This is a genomic window from Phaeobacter cretensis (assembly GCF_047372505.1).
GTDB classification, from domain to species: Bacteria; Pseudomonadota; Alphaproteobacteria; order Rhodobacterales; family Rhodobacteraceae; genus Phaeobacter; species Phaeobacter cretensis.
This window is the reverse complement of the sequence record NZ_JBKBEU010000001.1, coordinates 3,063,013-3,078,794: the sequence shown is the minus strand read 5'-3', so window position 1 is coordinate 3,078,794 and position 15,782 is coordinate 3,063,013. Positions and strand designations below refer to the sequence as shown.

The following is a 15,782-nucleotide window of genomic DNA, read 5'->3' as shown; positions in this document are numbered from 1 at the left end:
AAGAGTTCGAGGTACGAAAACAAATGCCGACCATACGAAATGGTTAACGAAGCGACCGAAGTGGAAAAGCATATCTAAGAGGATTTGGCGGCAGTACCTAGTGGCGTTGTGTCCGGCAACGTAACCGGTCCAAATAAAAAGGCGCCCCACTGGAGCGCCTTTTATCTGTCTGTGCATGCCAGTCTTATTGGTCGAGGAAAGACCGCAGCTTACGCGACCGGCTTGGGTGCTTCAGCTTGCGCAGCGCCTTGGCTTCAATCTGACGGATCCGCTCACGTGTCACGCTGAACTGCTGACCGACCTCTTCCAATGTGTGGTCGGTGTTCATGCCGATGCCAAAGCGCATCCGCAGAACACGTTCTTCACGTGGCGTAAGTGAAGCCAGAACCCTGGTCGTGGTTTCTTTGAGGTTTTCCTGAATGGCGCTGTCCAGGGGCAGCACGGCATTCTTATCCTCGATGAAATCGCCCAGCTGGCTGTCTTCCTCATCACCGATTGGTGTCTCGAGGCTGATCGGTTCCTTGGCGATTTTCATCACCTTGCGGACTTTCTCAAGCGGCATTTGCAGCTTTTCTGCCAGTTCTTCAGGCGTCGGCTCTCGACCGATCTCGTGAAGCATTTGGCGACCAGTACGAACCAGTTTGTTGATCGTCTCGATCATATGCACAGGGATACGGATCGTCCGCGCCTGATCCGCAATCGAGCGTGTTATCGCCTGACGGATCCACCATGTGGCGTAGGTCGAGAATTTATAGCCGCGACGGTATTCGAATTTGTCCACAGCCTTCATCAGGCCGATGTTGCCTTCCTGAATGAGATCGAGGAACTGCAAGCCGCGGTTGGTGTATTTCTTGGCGATGGAGATCACGAGACGCAAGTTCGCCTCGACCATTTCCTTCTTGGCCTGACGGGCTTCTTTCTCGCCTTTTTGAACCTGCTGCACGATGCGGCGGAATTCCGAGATATCCAAACCGACATATTGGCCCACCTGCGCCATATCGGCGCGCAGCTCTTCGACCTTGTCGGTGGAACGCTCAACAAACATCTGCCAGCCACGGCCGGGCTTATCGCCCATATCGGTTAGCCAGTTCGGATCCAGCTCGCGGCCACGATACGCGTCGACAAACTCGCGTCGGTTGATACGGGCCTGATCGGCTAGTTTCACCATCGAGCTGTCAATCGACATAACACGGCGGTTGATACCGTAAAGCTGGTCAATCAGCGCTTCAATACGATTGTTGTGCAGATGCAGTTCGTTCACCAGCAGCACGATTTCAGCGCGTAGCGATTGGTAGACCTGTTCATCACGTTCGCTGAAGGAGCCATCTTCGTTCAGAGTTGCCGAAATTCGGCTGTCCTGCATTTCGCTCAGCTGTGCATAATCAGACGAAATCTGCTCAAGCGTGGTCAGCACCTTGTCCTTCAGCGCGGCTTCCATCGCGGCAAGGGACATATTGGCCTGATCGTCTTCATCATCCTCGTCGTCTTGCGCGATCGGATTGCCATCGGCGTCCAGCTCCGGGCCGGTATCCTTGGCCACAGGCTTGTTAGAAGCCACGGCAGAAGTATCCACCACCGGCTCACTCACTTCGCCATCTTCGTCCAGCTGATTGCCAAACGTCGCCTCAAGATCAATCACATCACGCAGCAGGATGTCTTCGGACAGAAGTTCGTCATGCCAGATGGTGATCGCCTGAAACGTCAGCGGGCTTTCACACAGCCCGGCGATCATCGTATTGCGGCCAGCTTCGATCCGCTTGGCAATCGCGATTTCGCCCTCACGGCTCAGCAGTTCGACAGAGCCCATTTCGCGCAGGTACATGCGCACAGGGTCATCAGTACGGTCCAGCTTCTCAGCTGCCGCCCCGGCTACCGCGACTTCGCGGTTGCTCTCGGTCGTGACCAGATCAGTTGAGCCCTTCTGCTCTTCCTCTTCGGCTTCCTCGTCCTCGATGATGTTGATGCCCATTTCGGAGAGCATGGACATCACATCCTCGATCTGCTCCGAGCTTACCTGATCCGGCGGCAGGACCTGATTGAGCTGATCATAGGTGATGTAACCCTTCTCACGCGCTTCGGCGATCATCTTCTTGACCTGAGTCTGGCTCATGTCGAGAGAGATTTCGGGTTCCTGATCGTCAGGTTTACGGTCGTCGGTATCTTTGGCGGCCATTCAATGCTCCTCGTAGGGGCTGGGCGATTCGGTTTCGCGAATCATTATCCGAATCCTCTGATTCGTCACCCGGTTTACCCGTTTTTCTTTTGCTCTTCCTTAGCAAAACGACTCACTGCGGCGCAGCGGTCACTTCTTGGAGTAGCCAATTCGTTCCAATAGGGCTCCGAAAGCGTCGCGTTCATCACGATTTAGGCGCGCGCCGTTTTCTCCCACATCATATTGTGCTCGGTCTTCGTTTTCGCTGCGCACGGCTTTGTTGCGGGCTTCTGCAGCCTGCCCCAATCGCCATGTCACGGCTTCGTCCGCAAGCCCGTCCAAATCTTCCTCTGCCTCAGCCAACTCCGCATCGAGACCCCGGCTGGCCTCCAACTTTGCGAATTCCTCAGCGAGGGTCAGGCTGGCGGTCTCCACATCGCCGGGGCGACGCAGACAGGGGCTGATTGCCACATGGCGAAGCGCAAAGAGGTTTTCAAGGGCATGTGCCCCGGCAACATTCGCAATTTCGTCTTTCAGCTGCTCCGGCGCATCAACGCCGTAGCGCAGCACGAGATCGCGCAGCACCGCGTGGTCAGAGCCAATGCAGGCCATGCGCTCCAAATTGACCTCATATTTGGTGATAACAGCCGGTGTGGTGATCACCGTCGCCAAAATGACCGCCTCGCGGACACGAACCAACGACTCATCGCTGCCACCCGCAAGCAGCGAATTCCGAGTGGTCTCGAGTGGCTGCGGTGGAGCGTTCTTGCCCCGCCAGGGCATCCGTGCCCCGTCGCGAAAGCCCCCGCTTTTGCGAGATTTGCCAGCCGAGTAACCACCCTGAATTTTGCCATAACCCTGGCCGCCGGACGGTGACGTTGTCCCTGAGGTTCCGGCCGGAATTTTGTCATACCCCGGATCAAATCCACGATCATAGCCAGGGTCAAACCCACTGTCTGACCCGACATCATAACCAGCGTCAAAACCTGTGTCATAGCCAGGATCACCTGCCGGAGCGAAACCCGCGTCAAAGCTCGGCCCAGGATCAAACCCGGGATCCGGCGCCGGATCAAGGTCGACGCCCAGACCGCCCCCTGCCGCATCGTCACGGCTTCGCCCGCCACGAAACAGCTGCCAACGCAGATCCTGCAAATCCTCGCCGTAATGGCGTCGGATCGACGGGTCGCGGATCAGTCGGACTTTCTCGCGCAAGGCCTTATCCAGTGCCGCCTTACGTTCCGGACTGTCAAAAACCTTACCCTCTGTTTCGCGTTGCCACAGCAACCGCACCATCGGCATGGCCTGATCCAACACGGCCTGCACCGCCTCGGGTCCGTCAGAACGGATCAGATCGTCCGGATCCTTACCTTCCGGCATCACTGCAAAGCGGAGCGATTTCCCCGCTTCCAATAGTGGCAATGCCAGATCAATCAGCCGCATAGCAGCACGTAGGCCAGCCGTATCGCCATCCAGCGCGATGATCGGCTCATCCGCGATGCGCCAGAGCATCTGCAACTGGTTTTCGGTGATCGCCGTGCCCAGGGGGGCAACCGCCGCATCAAAGCCACCCTCGGCCAGCGCGATCACATCCATATAGCCCTCTGCGACGAGCAGTTGGCCAGATTTGCCTGATGCTGTGCGTGCCGGGCCGTGATTGTAGAGGCTGCGCCCCTTGTCAAACAGCGCCGTCTCCGGCGAGTTCAAATACTTCGCATTATCGCGCGGATCCATTGCGCGGCCACCAAATGCAATCGCCCGTCCCCGCGCATCGCGGATCGGGAACATAATCCGATTGCGAAACGTGTCGTATGGTTTGCCACCCTTGTTGGATGGTTTGGCGAGCCCCGCCCCCATAATCAACTCTTCCGGCACACCCTTACCGCGCAGCGCGTCCCAGAGGTTCTGCCAGCCTTCCGGCGCAAAGCCGATCTCCCAACGTTCCAGCGCCGGACCACTCAGGCCCCGTCGTGCAAGATAGCTCCGCGCGCCCTCCCCGGCCCGGGTGTTGAGCTGCAGGCGAAAAAACCGAACCGCCTGTTCCATGACCTCAGCCAGCTGTGTCCGGTGATCTTGTTTTTGTTGAGCCTTGGGATCACGAGCAGGCATTTCCATTCCGGCCTCTTGGGCCAGAATCTGCACGGCTTCCATGAAGCCGACATTCTCGGTTTCCTGCACGAACTTCAGCGCATCGCCTTTGGCGTGGCAGCCAAAACAATAATAGAACCCTTTGCGATCATCGACATGAAAGCTTGCAGATTTTTCGTGATGGAAGGGGCAAGGCGCCCACATGTCGCCTTTGCCTTGGTTCGATTTCCGCTGGTCCCACATGACTTTGCGCCCGACAACCTGCGTGAGACTGACGCGCGTACGCAATTCATCAAGAAAACCGGGGGGGAGCGACATATCAGTTGCTCTGCAGTTGCTTTTTCATGTTCTGAATCTGATCCCAATTGGCCAGGCATTGCTGCTCCAGCAACGCGCCAAAGTCATTGTTTCGCAGATCGCGCTTACGCAGGCTATAAACATGCGCCGTGAGCTGTGGGATCGCCTTATTGTACTGTTCGGGCCAGACCGGCTCGCTGTCCAGAATCGTCTGGGCGACATCTGCCTGCTTGATCTTGTCGAGCCGAGCCTGCTGGACAGCCGCCATGACCTGCCCTTGATATTTGCAGCTTTTTTCTTTCTTTTCAGCCGCATAGGCTGGTGCTGCCAGCAATGCTGCAACAAGGGCAAGACGGATCATACACTTGGTTCCCGGAATCAGTTGGTGATCCAGAGAGATTACCCTCGTGCCGCGACAGCTTCCATCGCTGTTTTCATATCTTCCACAAGTGTTTCCGCAAGCGAGCGAAATACCATGATCTGCAAAGTCTTTGGCCCCAGACGTGTGATCGAAGCCGACATGTGTTTCAACTCGCAACGAACAGTATGGCCACGTTTGAAAACAGCAGGCCGTAAATCCACCGGACAAAGCCGAGCCAGGACATCGTCGCCTTGCACGCCTTCAAGCCGGACAACGGCCCAGCCATCGCTCTGATCCGTCAGGGCTGCGTGCTCCGCGAGGGCCGCATCCGGCTGGACTCCGGTCAGCAGCGCCATGGTGCGACCAAACCAGGCAATCCGCGCCCCGGCCTTGGAATGGCTACGGTTTGGCGCGGGCCAACGCAGCCCATGGGCCTCGCCCAGCAGCTCTGACAGCGCTTGCTCCTGCCCGGCATAAGGCGCCAGCGTGGTCATCAGGCCAGGCTCAACCTCGCTCAGCTCCATTTCCCCCACTTTGCAGGGCAAAATGTCGGCACAGGGTGTCTTCGCAATCAGTTCAATCACGGGCTCGCTCTCCTTCGGGATCAAAGAACACCGGCTCCACGATCTCGCAGAGCGTATCAAGACCTGCCGTGTGATCAACCATGCGGATCGGATCGCCGATCCGGTCAGGACCGTCCTTGATCAATGCCAGTCCAATCATATGCCCCAGCGTGGGGGAATAGCAGACAGAGGTGACATAGCCCTGATCATGCACGCGCTCGACTGAATCCTGCGGATCAAAGAGATGCGCCCCGGCCGTCAGCTGCTGCACCGCACCGCTAGGCCTGATCCCCACGAGCCGCATCCGCGTCTTGTCGGTCAACCCTTCGCGTAGCGCCATTTCGCGACCAACGCAGGAATTGCCAGATTTCAGCATTCCGCCAAAGCCCAGATCATGCAGCGTCGCGGTGCCGTTGATCTCGGCATGGGTTAGAAACCCCTTCTCGATCCGCAGCACATTCAGCGCTTCCAGCCCGTACGCCCCGCCGCCAAGCCCCTCGGCCCGGCGCAACAACTCACCAAACAAGCTCTCTCCATAGCGCGCGGGAACGGCCAGTTCATAAGCTTCCTCGCCAGAGAAAGAGATCCGGAACAACCGGGCAGTGATATCACCCAGCGCAATCTCGCCACACGCCATAAACGGCCAGTCAGCCGCAACGAAGGCATCGCCCAGAAGCTCCTGCAATAGCACTCGCGCCTTGGGTCCCGCGATGGAAAATTGCGCCCATTGCTCCGTTACTGAATTGATCCGCACATCCCAATCAGGGCGCAACACCTGGGTCACAAACTCTAGATGCGCCATCACCTGCCCTGCGGCGGCGGTGGTCGTTGTCATCACATAGTGGTTTGGCGCGAGACAGGCCGTGGTGCCATCATCCATGACAAAGCCATCTTCACGCAACATCAGCCCATAGCGAACCCGACCCGGTTTCAGCTTGGCAAAGCCATTGGCATAGACGTAGTTCAGCAGCTGTGCTGCATCCGGCCCCTGAATGTCGATCTTGCCAAGGGTAGAGACATCCGCAACGCCCACCGCCTTTCGCACATACCCAACCTCCCGATCACAGGATTGCCGCCAGTTGGTCTCACCGGGTTTGGGAAAATAGCTGGCGCGATACCACAGGCCAACCTCCATCATATGCGCGCCGAGATCTTCTGCGATGGCATGCGAAGTAAGCAACCGGCGCGGCGCAAACCCTTGATCCTGCGCACCCGCGCCCAACGCACCAATCGGCACAGGCACATAAGGCGGACGAAATGTGGTAGTGCCCGTCTCGGGAATACTGCGATCCATAGCCTCTGCCAATACCGCCAAGGCCACCACATTGGAGCTTTTGCCCTGATCCGTCGCCATGCCCTGGGTCGTATACCGTTTCATATGCTCGACGGAGCGGAAATTCTCGCCTGCGGCCTGACGGATATCCTTCACTGTAACGTCGTTCTGAAAATCTACCCAGGCGCGGCCCCGCCCCGGAACAGACCAAAGCGGGGTAATCCGGTATGGTGTGTCCTCACACTCGGGCAGATCGACAGATGCAGCCCGTTTGCCCAGCGCCTCCAACGCACGTGCAGCCATCTCAAGGCCATCCTGCACAGCTGCGGCAGTACTAAAGCGCCCGCGACAGGCACCGGCGGCCTCCAGCCCCGGTACGGCACCAGGTTCCGGCACGAAACAGGCCCGATTGCGTTGCCAGCGTGGTCGCCCGTTCAAATGGCAGGTCAGGTGCAGTGTAGGATTCCAGCCACCAGACATGGCAAGGCAGTCAGTCTGCAGCTTTTCCTCACCTGACACTGATTGCAGCGTCAGGCTTTCCAGCCTTCGTCGACCCGCAGCATCGCATACCTGCGCGCCCCGGATCACCCGGAATTCGTCGCTCTGAGGCGCATCATGTCGGCTGTCAATTAACGCTGCTACATGTACACCGGCTGCAACCAAATCGCGTGCAGTACGGTGGGCGTCATCATTGTTGGCAAACACCGTAATCCGCTCACCCGGCGCAACACCCCAGCGATTAAGATAACTCCGCACGGCACCCGCCATCATGATACCCGGCCGGTCATTATTGGCAAAAGCCACCGGCCGCTCAAGGGCACCAGTTGCAAGGATGGCGCGTTTCGCAACAAGCCGCCAGAAGCAGCTACGCGCACGCTGGCCTGAACCTGCTACGCCCGTTTCTAGCGCGCCATAGGTGCCCTGATCGTAAACACCCGTCACCGTAGTGCGCGCCATGCGGCGCACGTTGTCCATAGAATCGAGTTCCGCAACAGTCTCAGCCACCCACTCGTGCGCAGCCAGGCCGTTGATAGTCTGTCGCTCACTCAACAACCGCCCCCCCGGCTGGCTGTCTTCATCACATAGGATCACATCCGCACCGCTGCGCGCCGCGGTCAGCGCGGTCATAAGCCCCGCGGGCCCAGCGCCGATCACCAGCAGATCACAAAACCCGTAAGCCTTTTCATAGATCGCATCGTCCGGAGCGCCTGATAGTGCACCCAGCCCAGCGGCGCGGCGAATGATCGGCTCGTAAATCTTCTCCCAAAAGGCGGCGGGCCACATAAAGGTCTTGTAGTAAAACCCGGCCCCCAAAAAGGGAGCAGCCAGATCGTTGATCGCCATGGCGTCAAACCCGACCGAAGGCCAGCAGTTCTGGCTATGGGCTTCCAGCCCGTCATAAAGCCGCAGCGTCGTCGCGCGCAGGTTCGGTTCCTGCGATGGACCACCATCCCCAACGGTGACCAGTGCATTGGGTTCTTCACTGCCCGCTGTCAGAATGCCGCGTGGGCGGTGGTATTTGAATGACCGACCCACCAAGTGAATATCATTGGCCAGCAGCGCCGCCGATAGAGGTTCACCCTCACGCCCGCGCAGGTCCCTGCCATTAAAACTGAAGCCAACCTCAGGTGCCTCAGACCTCCTGCCCCATCCTGCAATGCGCATCAGAGTCCTCCCTGAGTGGCAGCAAGCTGGACGGCAAGTATTTCATGGCTGGTTGTGTCGCGACGAACTTTGACCCAGCTGCCGCAGCCATGCTGGTGATACCACCACTCCTCTACAGGCCCCGCCGGATTATCCCGCAGATGCAAATAGCCATGCCAAGCCTCATCTCCGGCACCTTCGGCCGGAGCGCTTACCGCAGCTCCCCGGTAGTAAAATTCCCGGCGATCACGCTCACCACATATCGGACAGGTAATCCTCATGGCTGCTGCCCCCTCGCCGGTCCATAGACACTCAATTTCGCTACTACGGCTACCTCTGGGATTACCGGAGAAGCCTTCCGATCAATGCAGGTTATGTTGCGCACCGGTCGCCTCCTCATCCATCAGGCCACGACCGGTCTCAAACCGATCAAGTCTAAACGCCTGCGCGGCCTCATGTGGCTGTCCAGTTGCAATCAGATGCGCATAACATTGCCCTGATGCCGGCGTTGCCTTGAACCCGCCATAACACCAGCCCGCATTAAGGTAGAGCCCATCGATGGACGTGCGATCAATGATTGGCGAACCATCCGGGGTCATGTCCATGATACCACCCCAACTGCGCAACAGCCTAGCCTTACCGATTGCAGGCAACATAGCCATGCAAGCCTCCATCGTGTGCTCCACCATCGGCAGATTCCCCCGCGCCGCATAAGATGCATAGAGGTCCAGATAGCTGCCAAAGACCAAGCCGCCCTTGTCCGATTGGCTGATATACAGATGCCCCTCGGCAAATGTGATCACGTGATCAATGATAGGTTTCAGACCTTCGGACACAAAGGCCTGCAAAACATGGCTTTCGATTGGCAGGGTCAAACCAGCCATCTCGGCCACTTGGCTTGAGCGTCCGGCGGCGGCCATTGCAACTTTACCGGCCCGGATCAAACCACGGGAGGTATCCACCCCCACGACCTTGCCGCCCTCGGTGCGAATTCCCGTCACTTCGCAGTTCTGCAGGATATCGACACCCCGCTGATCAGCGCCGCGCGCAAATCCCCATGCCACTGCATCATGACGCGCGGTGCCAGCCCGCCGCTGCAGCAGCGCCCCCTGAATAGGAAAGCGATTGTTGTCATAATTTAGCATCGGCACCATGTCGCGCAGCTGTGCCCGAGACAGGATTTCCGCGTCATCGCCCTGATTGACGATTGAGTTTGCCCGCCGAACCGCGCTGTCACGCTGCGCGTCATTGTGAAATACATTCAGGATCCCACGCTGCGACATCATCGCGTTGTAGTTCAGATCCTGTTCCAGCCCCTCCCAGAGCTTCAGCGAATGAGAATAGAACTCTGAATTGCCTGGCAGGTAGTAGTTTGCACGCACGATTGTTGTGTTGCGCCCAACATTGCCGCCGCCAATGTAGCCGCGCTCCAGCACGGCAATGTTGCGCATTCCATGATCCTTGGCCAGATAATAGGCCGTAGCCAGACCGTGTCCGCCACCCCCGATGATCACAGCATCATAGGCTGGCTTCGGATCAGGATCACGCCAGTGCACCTGCCAGCCTCGATTGCCTGTCAGCCCTTCGCGCAGCACGCGCCAGCCAGAAAATCGCATCCCCGCCCCCTATCGTCGTCTTGGCCCTTACGTTCCCGTCACTCATTCCAGGTTACAAGGTTTACCGCAGCATCTGCTGCCACAGTCTGGCGCGATCCACCTCTGGATACCAGCCCCGAGCGCAGCCACTCATATCGGAAAATCGCTCTTTCCGCTATCAGCAGCACATTCCGGACATATATGTCCAGTACTGAAACCGACCGAATATCATCACGCATGGTCGCATTCAGCCGAATAGTCGAAACACACCCCACAAACGAAAAAGAGGCGGGATACCCCGCCTCTCCTATATCATCTCTATGATTGCTCGATCTTAGCTGATCAGAGCCCTTTTGCGCGATAACTGCTGGCAACTTTGCCGATGGATACCAGATAAGCAGCGGTGCGCAGGTCGGTTACATCATTGCGGCCATGCCAGACTTCACGCATGGACTGATAGGCGGTCCGCATCGTGTCATCCAGACCGGAACGCACTAGCTCTAGCTCTCCAGCGCCACGCAAATAGCGCTCGGTGAACTTGGGGTTCAGAGACCAGGTGTTGCCCAAACTTGCCGACAACGCCTCCAGCTCATCCACCACCAGCTGGTGCCGCGCCTCTTCTTGCCGGCGCTGCATCCGGCCAAAGCGGATGTGGCTCAGGTTTTTGACCCACTCAAAGTAGGACACCGTCACACCACCAGCGTTGGCATACATGTCGGGAATGATCACAATCCCTTTTTCGCGCAGGATCTCATCAGCGCCGGCGGTCACAGGACCGTTCGCCGCCTCAATGATCAGGCGTGTCTTGATCTTGTCAGCGTTGGTGAGGTTGATAACCCCTTCCAGCGCAGCCGGGATCAGGATATCGCAGTCTTCTTCCAACAGCAGAGCACCGTTTTCAACGTAGCGTGCATCGGGATACCCGGTCACACCACCGTTGTTGGCGATCCATTGGAACACCGCTTCAATATCAAGACCCTTTTCGTTGATCAGGCCGCCGTCACGTTCGATAACCGCCGTGATCTTGGCGCCATCTTCGGACATCAGGAACTTGGCAGCGTGATAACCCACATTGCCGAGACCCTGCACAATAACGCGTTTGCCATCCAAGGTGCCTTCCATCTTGGCGGCAGCCACGTCTTCCGGATTCCGGAAGAATTCACGCAAGGCATATTGAACGCCACGGCCCGTGGCCTCAACCCGACCTGCGATCCCGCCTGCATTCAGCGGTTTACCGGTGACGCAGGCCTTGGCGTTGATATCCGTCGTGTTCATACGCGCATATTGGTCTGCAATCCAGGCCATCTCACGCTCGCCTGTGCCCATATCGGGCGCTGGGACGTTCTGAGACGGGTTGATCAGGTCGCGTTTGGCCAATTCGTAGGCAAACCGGCGGGTGATCAGTTCCAGCTCGTGTTCTTCATATTGTCGGGGATCAATGCAAAGACCCCCTTTGGAACCACCAAACGGCGCTTCAACCAGCGCACATTTATAGGTCATCAGAGCTGCTAGGGCTTCGACCTCATCCTGGTTCACGCCCATGGCATAGCGAATGCCGCCTTTTACCGGTTCCATATGTTCGGAATGCACCGAACGATATCCGGTGAAGGTCTGCATCTCTCCGCGCAGACGCACGCCAAAACGTACAGTATAGGTCGCGTTACAAACCCTGATCTTTTCCTCCAGACCCGGTGGCAGGTCCATCAGGGACACCGCCCTGTTGAACATCATGTCTACACTCTGGCGAAAACTGGGTTCTGTTGCACTGCTCATGGGCTGTACTCCGTGCTTCTGCGTCGACTCGGTAAGATAGTGTTCGGACACTATGACTCTTGGATTAAGAAGGTGCGACCTTTTTGACCATTCCCAAGCAAAAAGAATCAATTTTAGGCAAATCAAAACAAAAGGGCATTTGCGGTAGGAATCGCAGAATCGCCGCCGCCCACGGTTTGTTCACTGGCCCACAACAACGTTCCCTCAGGCGCTCTATTACCACTAAAATCAACGACAATTCGCCCGATTTGTCCAAGTATACGCCCCAATTCCGCCACCTTCACGAAGCATTAATAAGTAAGAAATTCCGTTTACAAAGTCGCTGTGCCAGGGGGTCAGCTGCTGGGGGTTCGCTACATGAGTACGCATTTTGACAAGATATCCATCACGGCCCAACAGGCCTGCATAGCGGCTTCCATTCGAGGCAGCGCAGAGTTGCGCGCGTTTCGGCGAGATGAATCGGGAGTGCTGCTGAAACCCATGATAGGCTTCTTGCTATCGATGCTGGCCGTCGGCGGCATCGGCGTCGATCTGATGCGCATGGAGCGTGATCGCACAATCTTGCAATACACCCTCGACCGCGCAGTGCTGGCCGCTGCAGATTTGGATCAACCACTCCCGCCAGCAATAGTTGTTCAGGATTACCTTAATAAGGCTGGCCTCAACAAATATTACACGCCACCCGTAGCCGAGACAGGTATCGGTTTCAAAAAGGTGCAGAGCACCATCGACACCACTTTTGAGACCCACATGCTGAAGTTTTCCAGCGGCCAGGACATGCCCCTCTATGCTACGTCGCGTGCGGAAGAGAGCATCGACGCGCTAGAGATCTCGCTGGTTCTGGATGTCTCCGGGTCAATGGGCTCCAACAGCCGACTGAGCAATCTCAAGGTAGCAGCAACAGATTTTATCGACACCATGGTTGCCAATACAACCGAAGACAAAATGTCGGTGTCAATCGTGCCCTATGCCACTCAGGTTAGCCTGCCGTCTGAGTTGTTGGACCAATACAATGCAACTGATGAGCACGAATATTCAAACTGCGTAAACTTTACCGGCAATCATTTCCAGTCCACCGCTCTGTCGACCACGGAGGAACTGAAACGCACGATGCATTTCAGCCCTTGGGCCAACGGCGATTATCGCACCAGCTCGCAGCTCGTAGGGTCTCCCGTTTGTGAACATGAGGCCCACCGGGAAGTGATGCCGTTTCAAAAAGATGCGAACACACTTAAGAATTTCATCAACGGCCTGGAGGCTAGGGGCAACACATCGATTGATGTCGGGATGAAGTGGGGAACGGCTCTGCTCGATCCCAGCGCGCGGCCGGCGATCAGCGCACTGACCTCCGGTGGTGGCGCAATGGTGCCTGCTACGTTCAGCAATCGGCCGGCGGCATTCAATGATCATGAGACCGTCAAAGTCATCGTGCTGATGACCGACGGTAGAAACACCAGTCAGTATTATGTCGAATCTGACCACCGTGAAGGCCCTTCTAATGTCTGGTACAACTCAGCGGTCACCGGCAGCAATCCGCGCTATTCGCTCTATGATCCGCAGCGTGACAGCTACTGGTGGGATAACTTCTACAGTTGGGAAGATCACGCCTATGGCCAGGGTAGCTATCGCGACTGCCGCTATAGCGGGTGCCCGTGGCGGGATGAGCAGGGTGAACCTGCGAATGTCCAACGGTTGAGCTACGGCGATCTCTTTGCGGAAACTTCGCTAAAGTATCTCTACAAGTATCTCTACGGCGATTGGATGGGGCAATATTCGGCTCGAAACACCTGGTATTATGGCGTCTACGACAGCTGGGGCACCAGCACTAAGAACGCGCGCACCGGTGCAGTCTGCGATGCAGCCAAGGACCAAGGTATTGTAGTCTATACCATCGGCTTTGAAGCCCCCAGCAGTGGCACTGCGGTCCTCAAAGATTGTGCCAGCTCGGATGCCCATCATTTCGATGTTCGCGGCCTTGAGATCCGTGACGCCTTTGCGTCCATTGCAACTTCGATCCGCCAGCTGAGACTGACACAATGACCTGCTTCGGCCTACATAAAGGAGCCACGCGCATCCGCAGAGCTATACGCCTGTTCCGCAAACACGAAGATGGCAACGCCACGGTTGAATTTGCCCTCGTGATCCCGGCCTTTCTGTTCTTACTGATGAACACGGTGGAACTGGGGATGATCACAATCCAGCAATCAATGCTGGAGCGGGCGCTGGATCAGACCGTGCGCGGATTGCGCCTCTCTACCGGCACCCCCAAGCAACACAATGAAATCCGCAACGAGGTCTGCAGCCGATCTGCCTTTATCCGCAACTGCGGCACCTCCCTGCGGCTGGAAATGGTTCAGGTTGACCCCTACGCTTGGACAGCCGTTGATCCGGAACCCGATTGCATAAACCGGGTAGAGGACGTGCAACCAGTCCGCAACTTTGTCACCGGCGATTCCAACGAGCTGATGTTCATCCGCGCCTGCATGGCGATGCAGCCGGTCTTTCCTCACTGGGGACTGGCAGATGATATGGACAATGACGCCGATGGCCGGATCCGTCTTTATGCAACGTCTGCCTTTGTTCAGGAGCCTCGGTAAGCCATGTTGACCAATCTCCGCACCCTGTTTCGCCGCTACAAACGAGAGACCGATGGGTCTGTCTCAATCGAATTCGCCTTCTATATGCCGCTGTTGCTTGGCGTCTTTGCAGCGATCTACACCTATTTCGATGCCTTTCGTCAGGAGGGCGTAAACCTTAAGGCCGCCTATACAATCTCGGATCTGATTTCGCGCGAAACCTCGACTCTGAATGAGACCTATATCGACAGCATGCATGAATTGGCCAAACTGCTGATCCGTGTCGACTCGTCGATCTCGCTCAGGATTTCTGTCATCCGTTGGGATGAAGACGACAATCGCTACTACGTCGATTGGTCCAAGGTCCGCGGCGGCCAGTTCGCCGAGTGGGAAGATGGCACGATTCAAAATGTTAAAGATGACTTGCCCAGCATGCCCGATCAGGAGCGGGTTATTCTGGTAGAAACCAAGAATGATATTGAACCCGCCTTCAAGGTCGGCCTGCCGGACATAGATATCGAGAACTTCGTCTTCACGCGCCCGCGTTTTGCGCCGCAAGTGAAGTTTGAAGGCCAGGATAGCGGTGGCGGCGGCCATGACGACGGCGGCGGTCCGATAGATTGACCCGATCTGTTCTTAAGTGGAAAAGGCGCTTCCGGTATCGGAGGCGCCTTTCCTTATTTGCGGATTTCTCCGCCAGTGGTATCTTATTCGCCCAGTCAGTTATTTGAAGGCTCGGCGTCGCGGCGAGCAATCATGATGGCAAGGATCTCAGCCATGGATTTGCTCTGCGCCCCGGGCGTCACGCCTCCAATACCGATGCGACGCCCCATGCGCCACCAAAGGCCCGGCCGCCAGTTGCGCGCGCCTTTTGTCGTGGTCCGGATCAGAAACCCATTTGAGGGTTTAAATGCAAAAACGCCACGATCTACGGCAGCGACATCAGCGACCTTTGCAATCACTGCCCCGTCGGAACTACGAAGCACCTGTTCGGTTAACTCGATCCGCAACGCCGTCGCCTGCCACAACCGCACAGCCAGCCATAGGCAAAACACACCGATAGCCAGCAGGAAGACCAGCCAATGCAACGCCGGTGGCGTGGCCAGCGCCACATAAATCGCCAACCCGCCCACTACAATCAACATAACCGTCGCAAGCACCCGTCGTGGCGCCGAGGCATCTACCGTTGCCAAAATCTCATCTTGCATGTCTTCCGGTCCATTGCTCTGACCCATCGCGCATTTCCCCAGCCTGTTCCACAAACCCCGATCTTCGTCGTAGGGTCCATCCCTGCGGATGTACCCTGATTGCACCGGTGGTCATAGCCCCCAGTTAACCCAAGGCACCTTCAGTCGCCACAGCGCAGCCGACACCACCGCGACACATCCAGAATGTGCACCCCCGCACAGGCAGCGTTTTTACCTAGGGATACCCGACCACACTGCACAAAGCTATTTATGCTA

The 15,782-nt window shown here is 57.1% G+C and carries 12 protein-coding genes; 3 read left to right on the top strand and 9 right to left on the bottom strand.

The window, feature by feature from the left end; genetic code table 11:
* Positions 1-184: 184 nt before the first annotated feature.
* The 8 genes from rpoD to ACEWZM_RS14545 all read right to left on the bottom strand — a co-directional run bounded on the left by rpoD (position 185) and on the right by ACEWZM_RS14545 (position 11,743).
* On the bottom strand, positions 185-2,173 hold the full coding sequence (gene rpoD, locus ACEWZM_RS14580) for an RNA polymerase sigma factor RpoD (RefSeq protein ID WP_414007123.1): 1,989 nt from the start codon (positions 2,171-2,173) through the stop codon (positions 185-187).
* 129 nt (positions 2,174-2,302) lie between these two features.
* On the bottom strand, positions 2,303-4,555 hold the full coding sequence (gene dnaG, locus ACEWZM_RS14575) for a DNA primase (RefSeq protein ID WP_414007122.1): 2,253 nt from the start codon (positions 4,553-4,555) through the stop codon (positions 2,303-2,305).
* A gap of 1 nt (position 4,556) precedes the next feature.
* Complete coding sequence (locus ACEWZM_RS14570; protein WP_414007121.1) at positions 4,557-4,895, bottom strand: hypothetical protein; 339 nt, start codon at positions 4,893-4,895, stop codon at positions 4,557-4,559.
* Positions 4,896-4,933: 38 nt separating this feature from the next.
* Positions 4,934-5,479: a sarcosine oxidase subunit gamma gene (locus ACEWZM_RS14565; RefSeq protein ID WP_414007120.1), complete on the bottom strand. Its 546-nt coding sequence runs from the start codon at positions 5,477-5,479 to the stop codon at positions 4,934-4,936.
* A complete protein-coding gene (locus ACEWZM_RS14560) occupies positions 5,472-8,396 on the bottom strand; it encodes a sarcosine oxidase subunit alpha family protein (RefSeq protein ID WP_414007119.1) in 2,925 nt (974 codons plus the stop codon). The genes ACEWZM_RS14565 and ACEWZM_RS14560 overlap by 8 nt, the downstream gene beginning before the upstream one ends.
* Positions 8,396-8,656: a sarcosine oxidase subunit delta gene (locus ACEWZM_RS14555; RefSeq protein ID WP_414007118.1), complete on the bottom strand. Its 261-nt coding sequence runs from the start codon at positions 8,654-8,656 to the stop codon at positions 8,396-8,398. Before ACEWZM_RS14555 ends, ACEWZM_RS14560 begins: the two co-directional genes overlap by 1 nt.
* Positions 8,657-8,737: 81 nt before the next feature.
* Positions 8,738-9,991 carry a sarcosine oxidase subunit beta family protein gene (locus ACEWZM_RS14550; RefSeq protein WP_414007117.1) on the bottom strand — a complete coding sequence of 418 codons (1,254 nt, stop codon included), beginning with the start codon at positions 9,989-9,991 and terminating at the stop codon, positions 8,738-8,740.
* Between the two features lie 321 nt (positions 9,992-10,312).
* Complete coding sequence (locus tag ACEWZM_RS14545; protein ID WP_414007116.1) at positions 10,313-11,743, bottom strand: Glu/Leu/Phe/Val family dehydrogenase; 1,431 nt, start codon at positions 11,741-11,743, stop codon at positions 10,313-10,315.
* Between the two features lie 357 nt (positions 11,744-12,100).
* Here ACEWZM_RS14545 and ACEWZM_RS14540 point away from each other — a divergent pair, with 357 nt between their 5' ends.
* From ACEWZM_RS14540 to ACEWZM_RS14530, 3 genes are read left to right on the top strand one after another with little or no spacing between them, the layout of a single operon-like run.
* On the top strand, positions 12,101-13,783 hold the full coding sequence (locus ACEWZM_RS14540) for a TadE/TadG family type IV pilus assembly protein (RefSeq protein ID WP_414007115.1): 1,683 nt from the start codon (positions 12,101-12,103) through the stop codon (positions 13,781-13,783).
* Positions 13,780-14,340 (top strand): TadE/TadG family type IV pilus assembly protein, encoded by a 561-nt coding sequence (locus tag ACEWZM_RS14535; protein ID WP_414007114.1) that lies wholly within the window; start codon positions 13,780-13,782, stop codon positions 14,338-14,340. The genes ACEWZM_RS14540 and ACEWZM_RS14535 overlap by 4 nt, the downstream gene beginning before the upstream one ends.
* Before the next feature lie 3 nt (positions 14,341-14,343).
* Positions 14,344-14,943, top strand: coding sequence for a TadE/TadG family type IV pilus assembly protein (locus ACEWZM_RS14530; RefSeq protein WP_414007113.1), 600 nt, complete (start codon positions 14,344-14,346; stop codon positions 14,941-14,943).
* Between the two features lie 95 nt (positions 14,944-15,038).
* On the opposite strand, the gene ACEWZM_RS14525 is transcribed toward ACEWZM_RS14530, so the two are convergent.
* Positions 15,039-15,527, bottom strand: a complete 489-nt coding sequence (locus ACEWZM_RS14525) for a hypothetical protein (RefSeq protein ID WP_414007112.1) — start codon at positions 15,525-15,527, stop codon at positions 15,039-15,041.
* Positions 15,528-15,782: the final 255 nt, after the last annotated feature.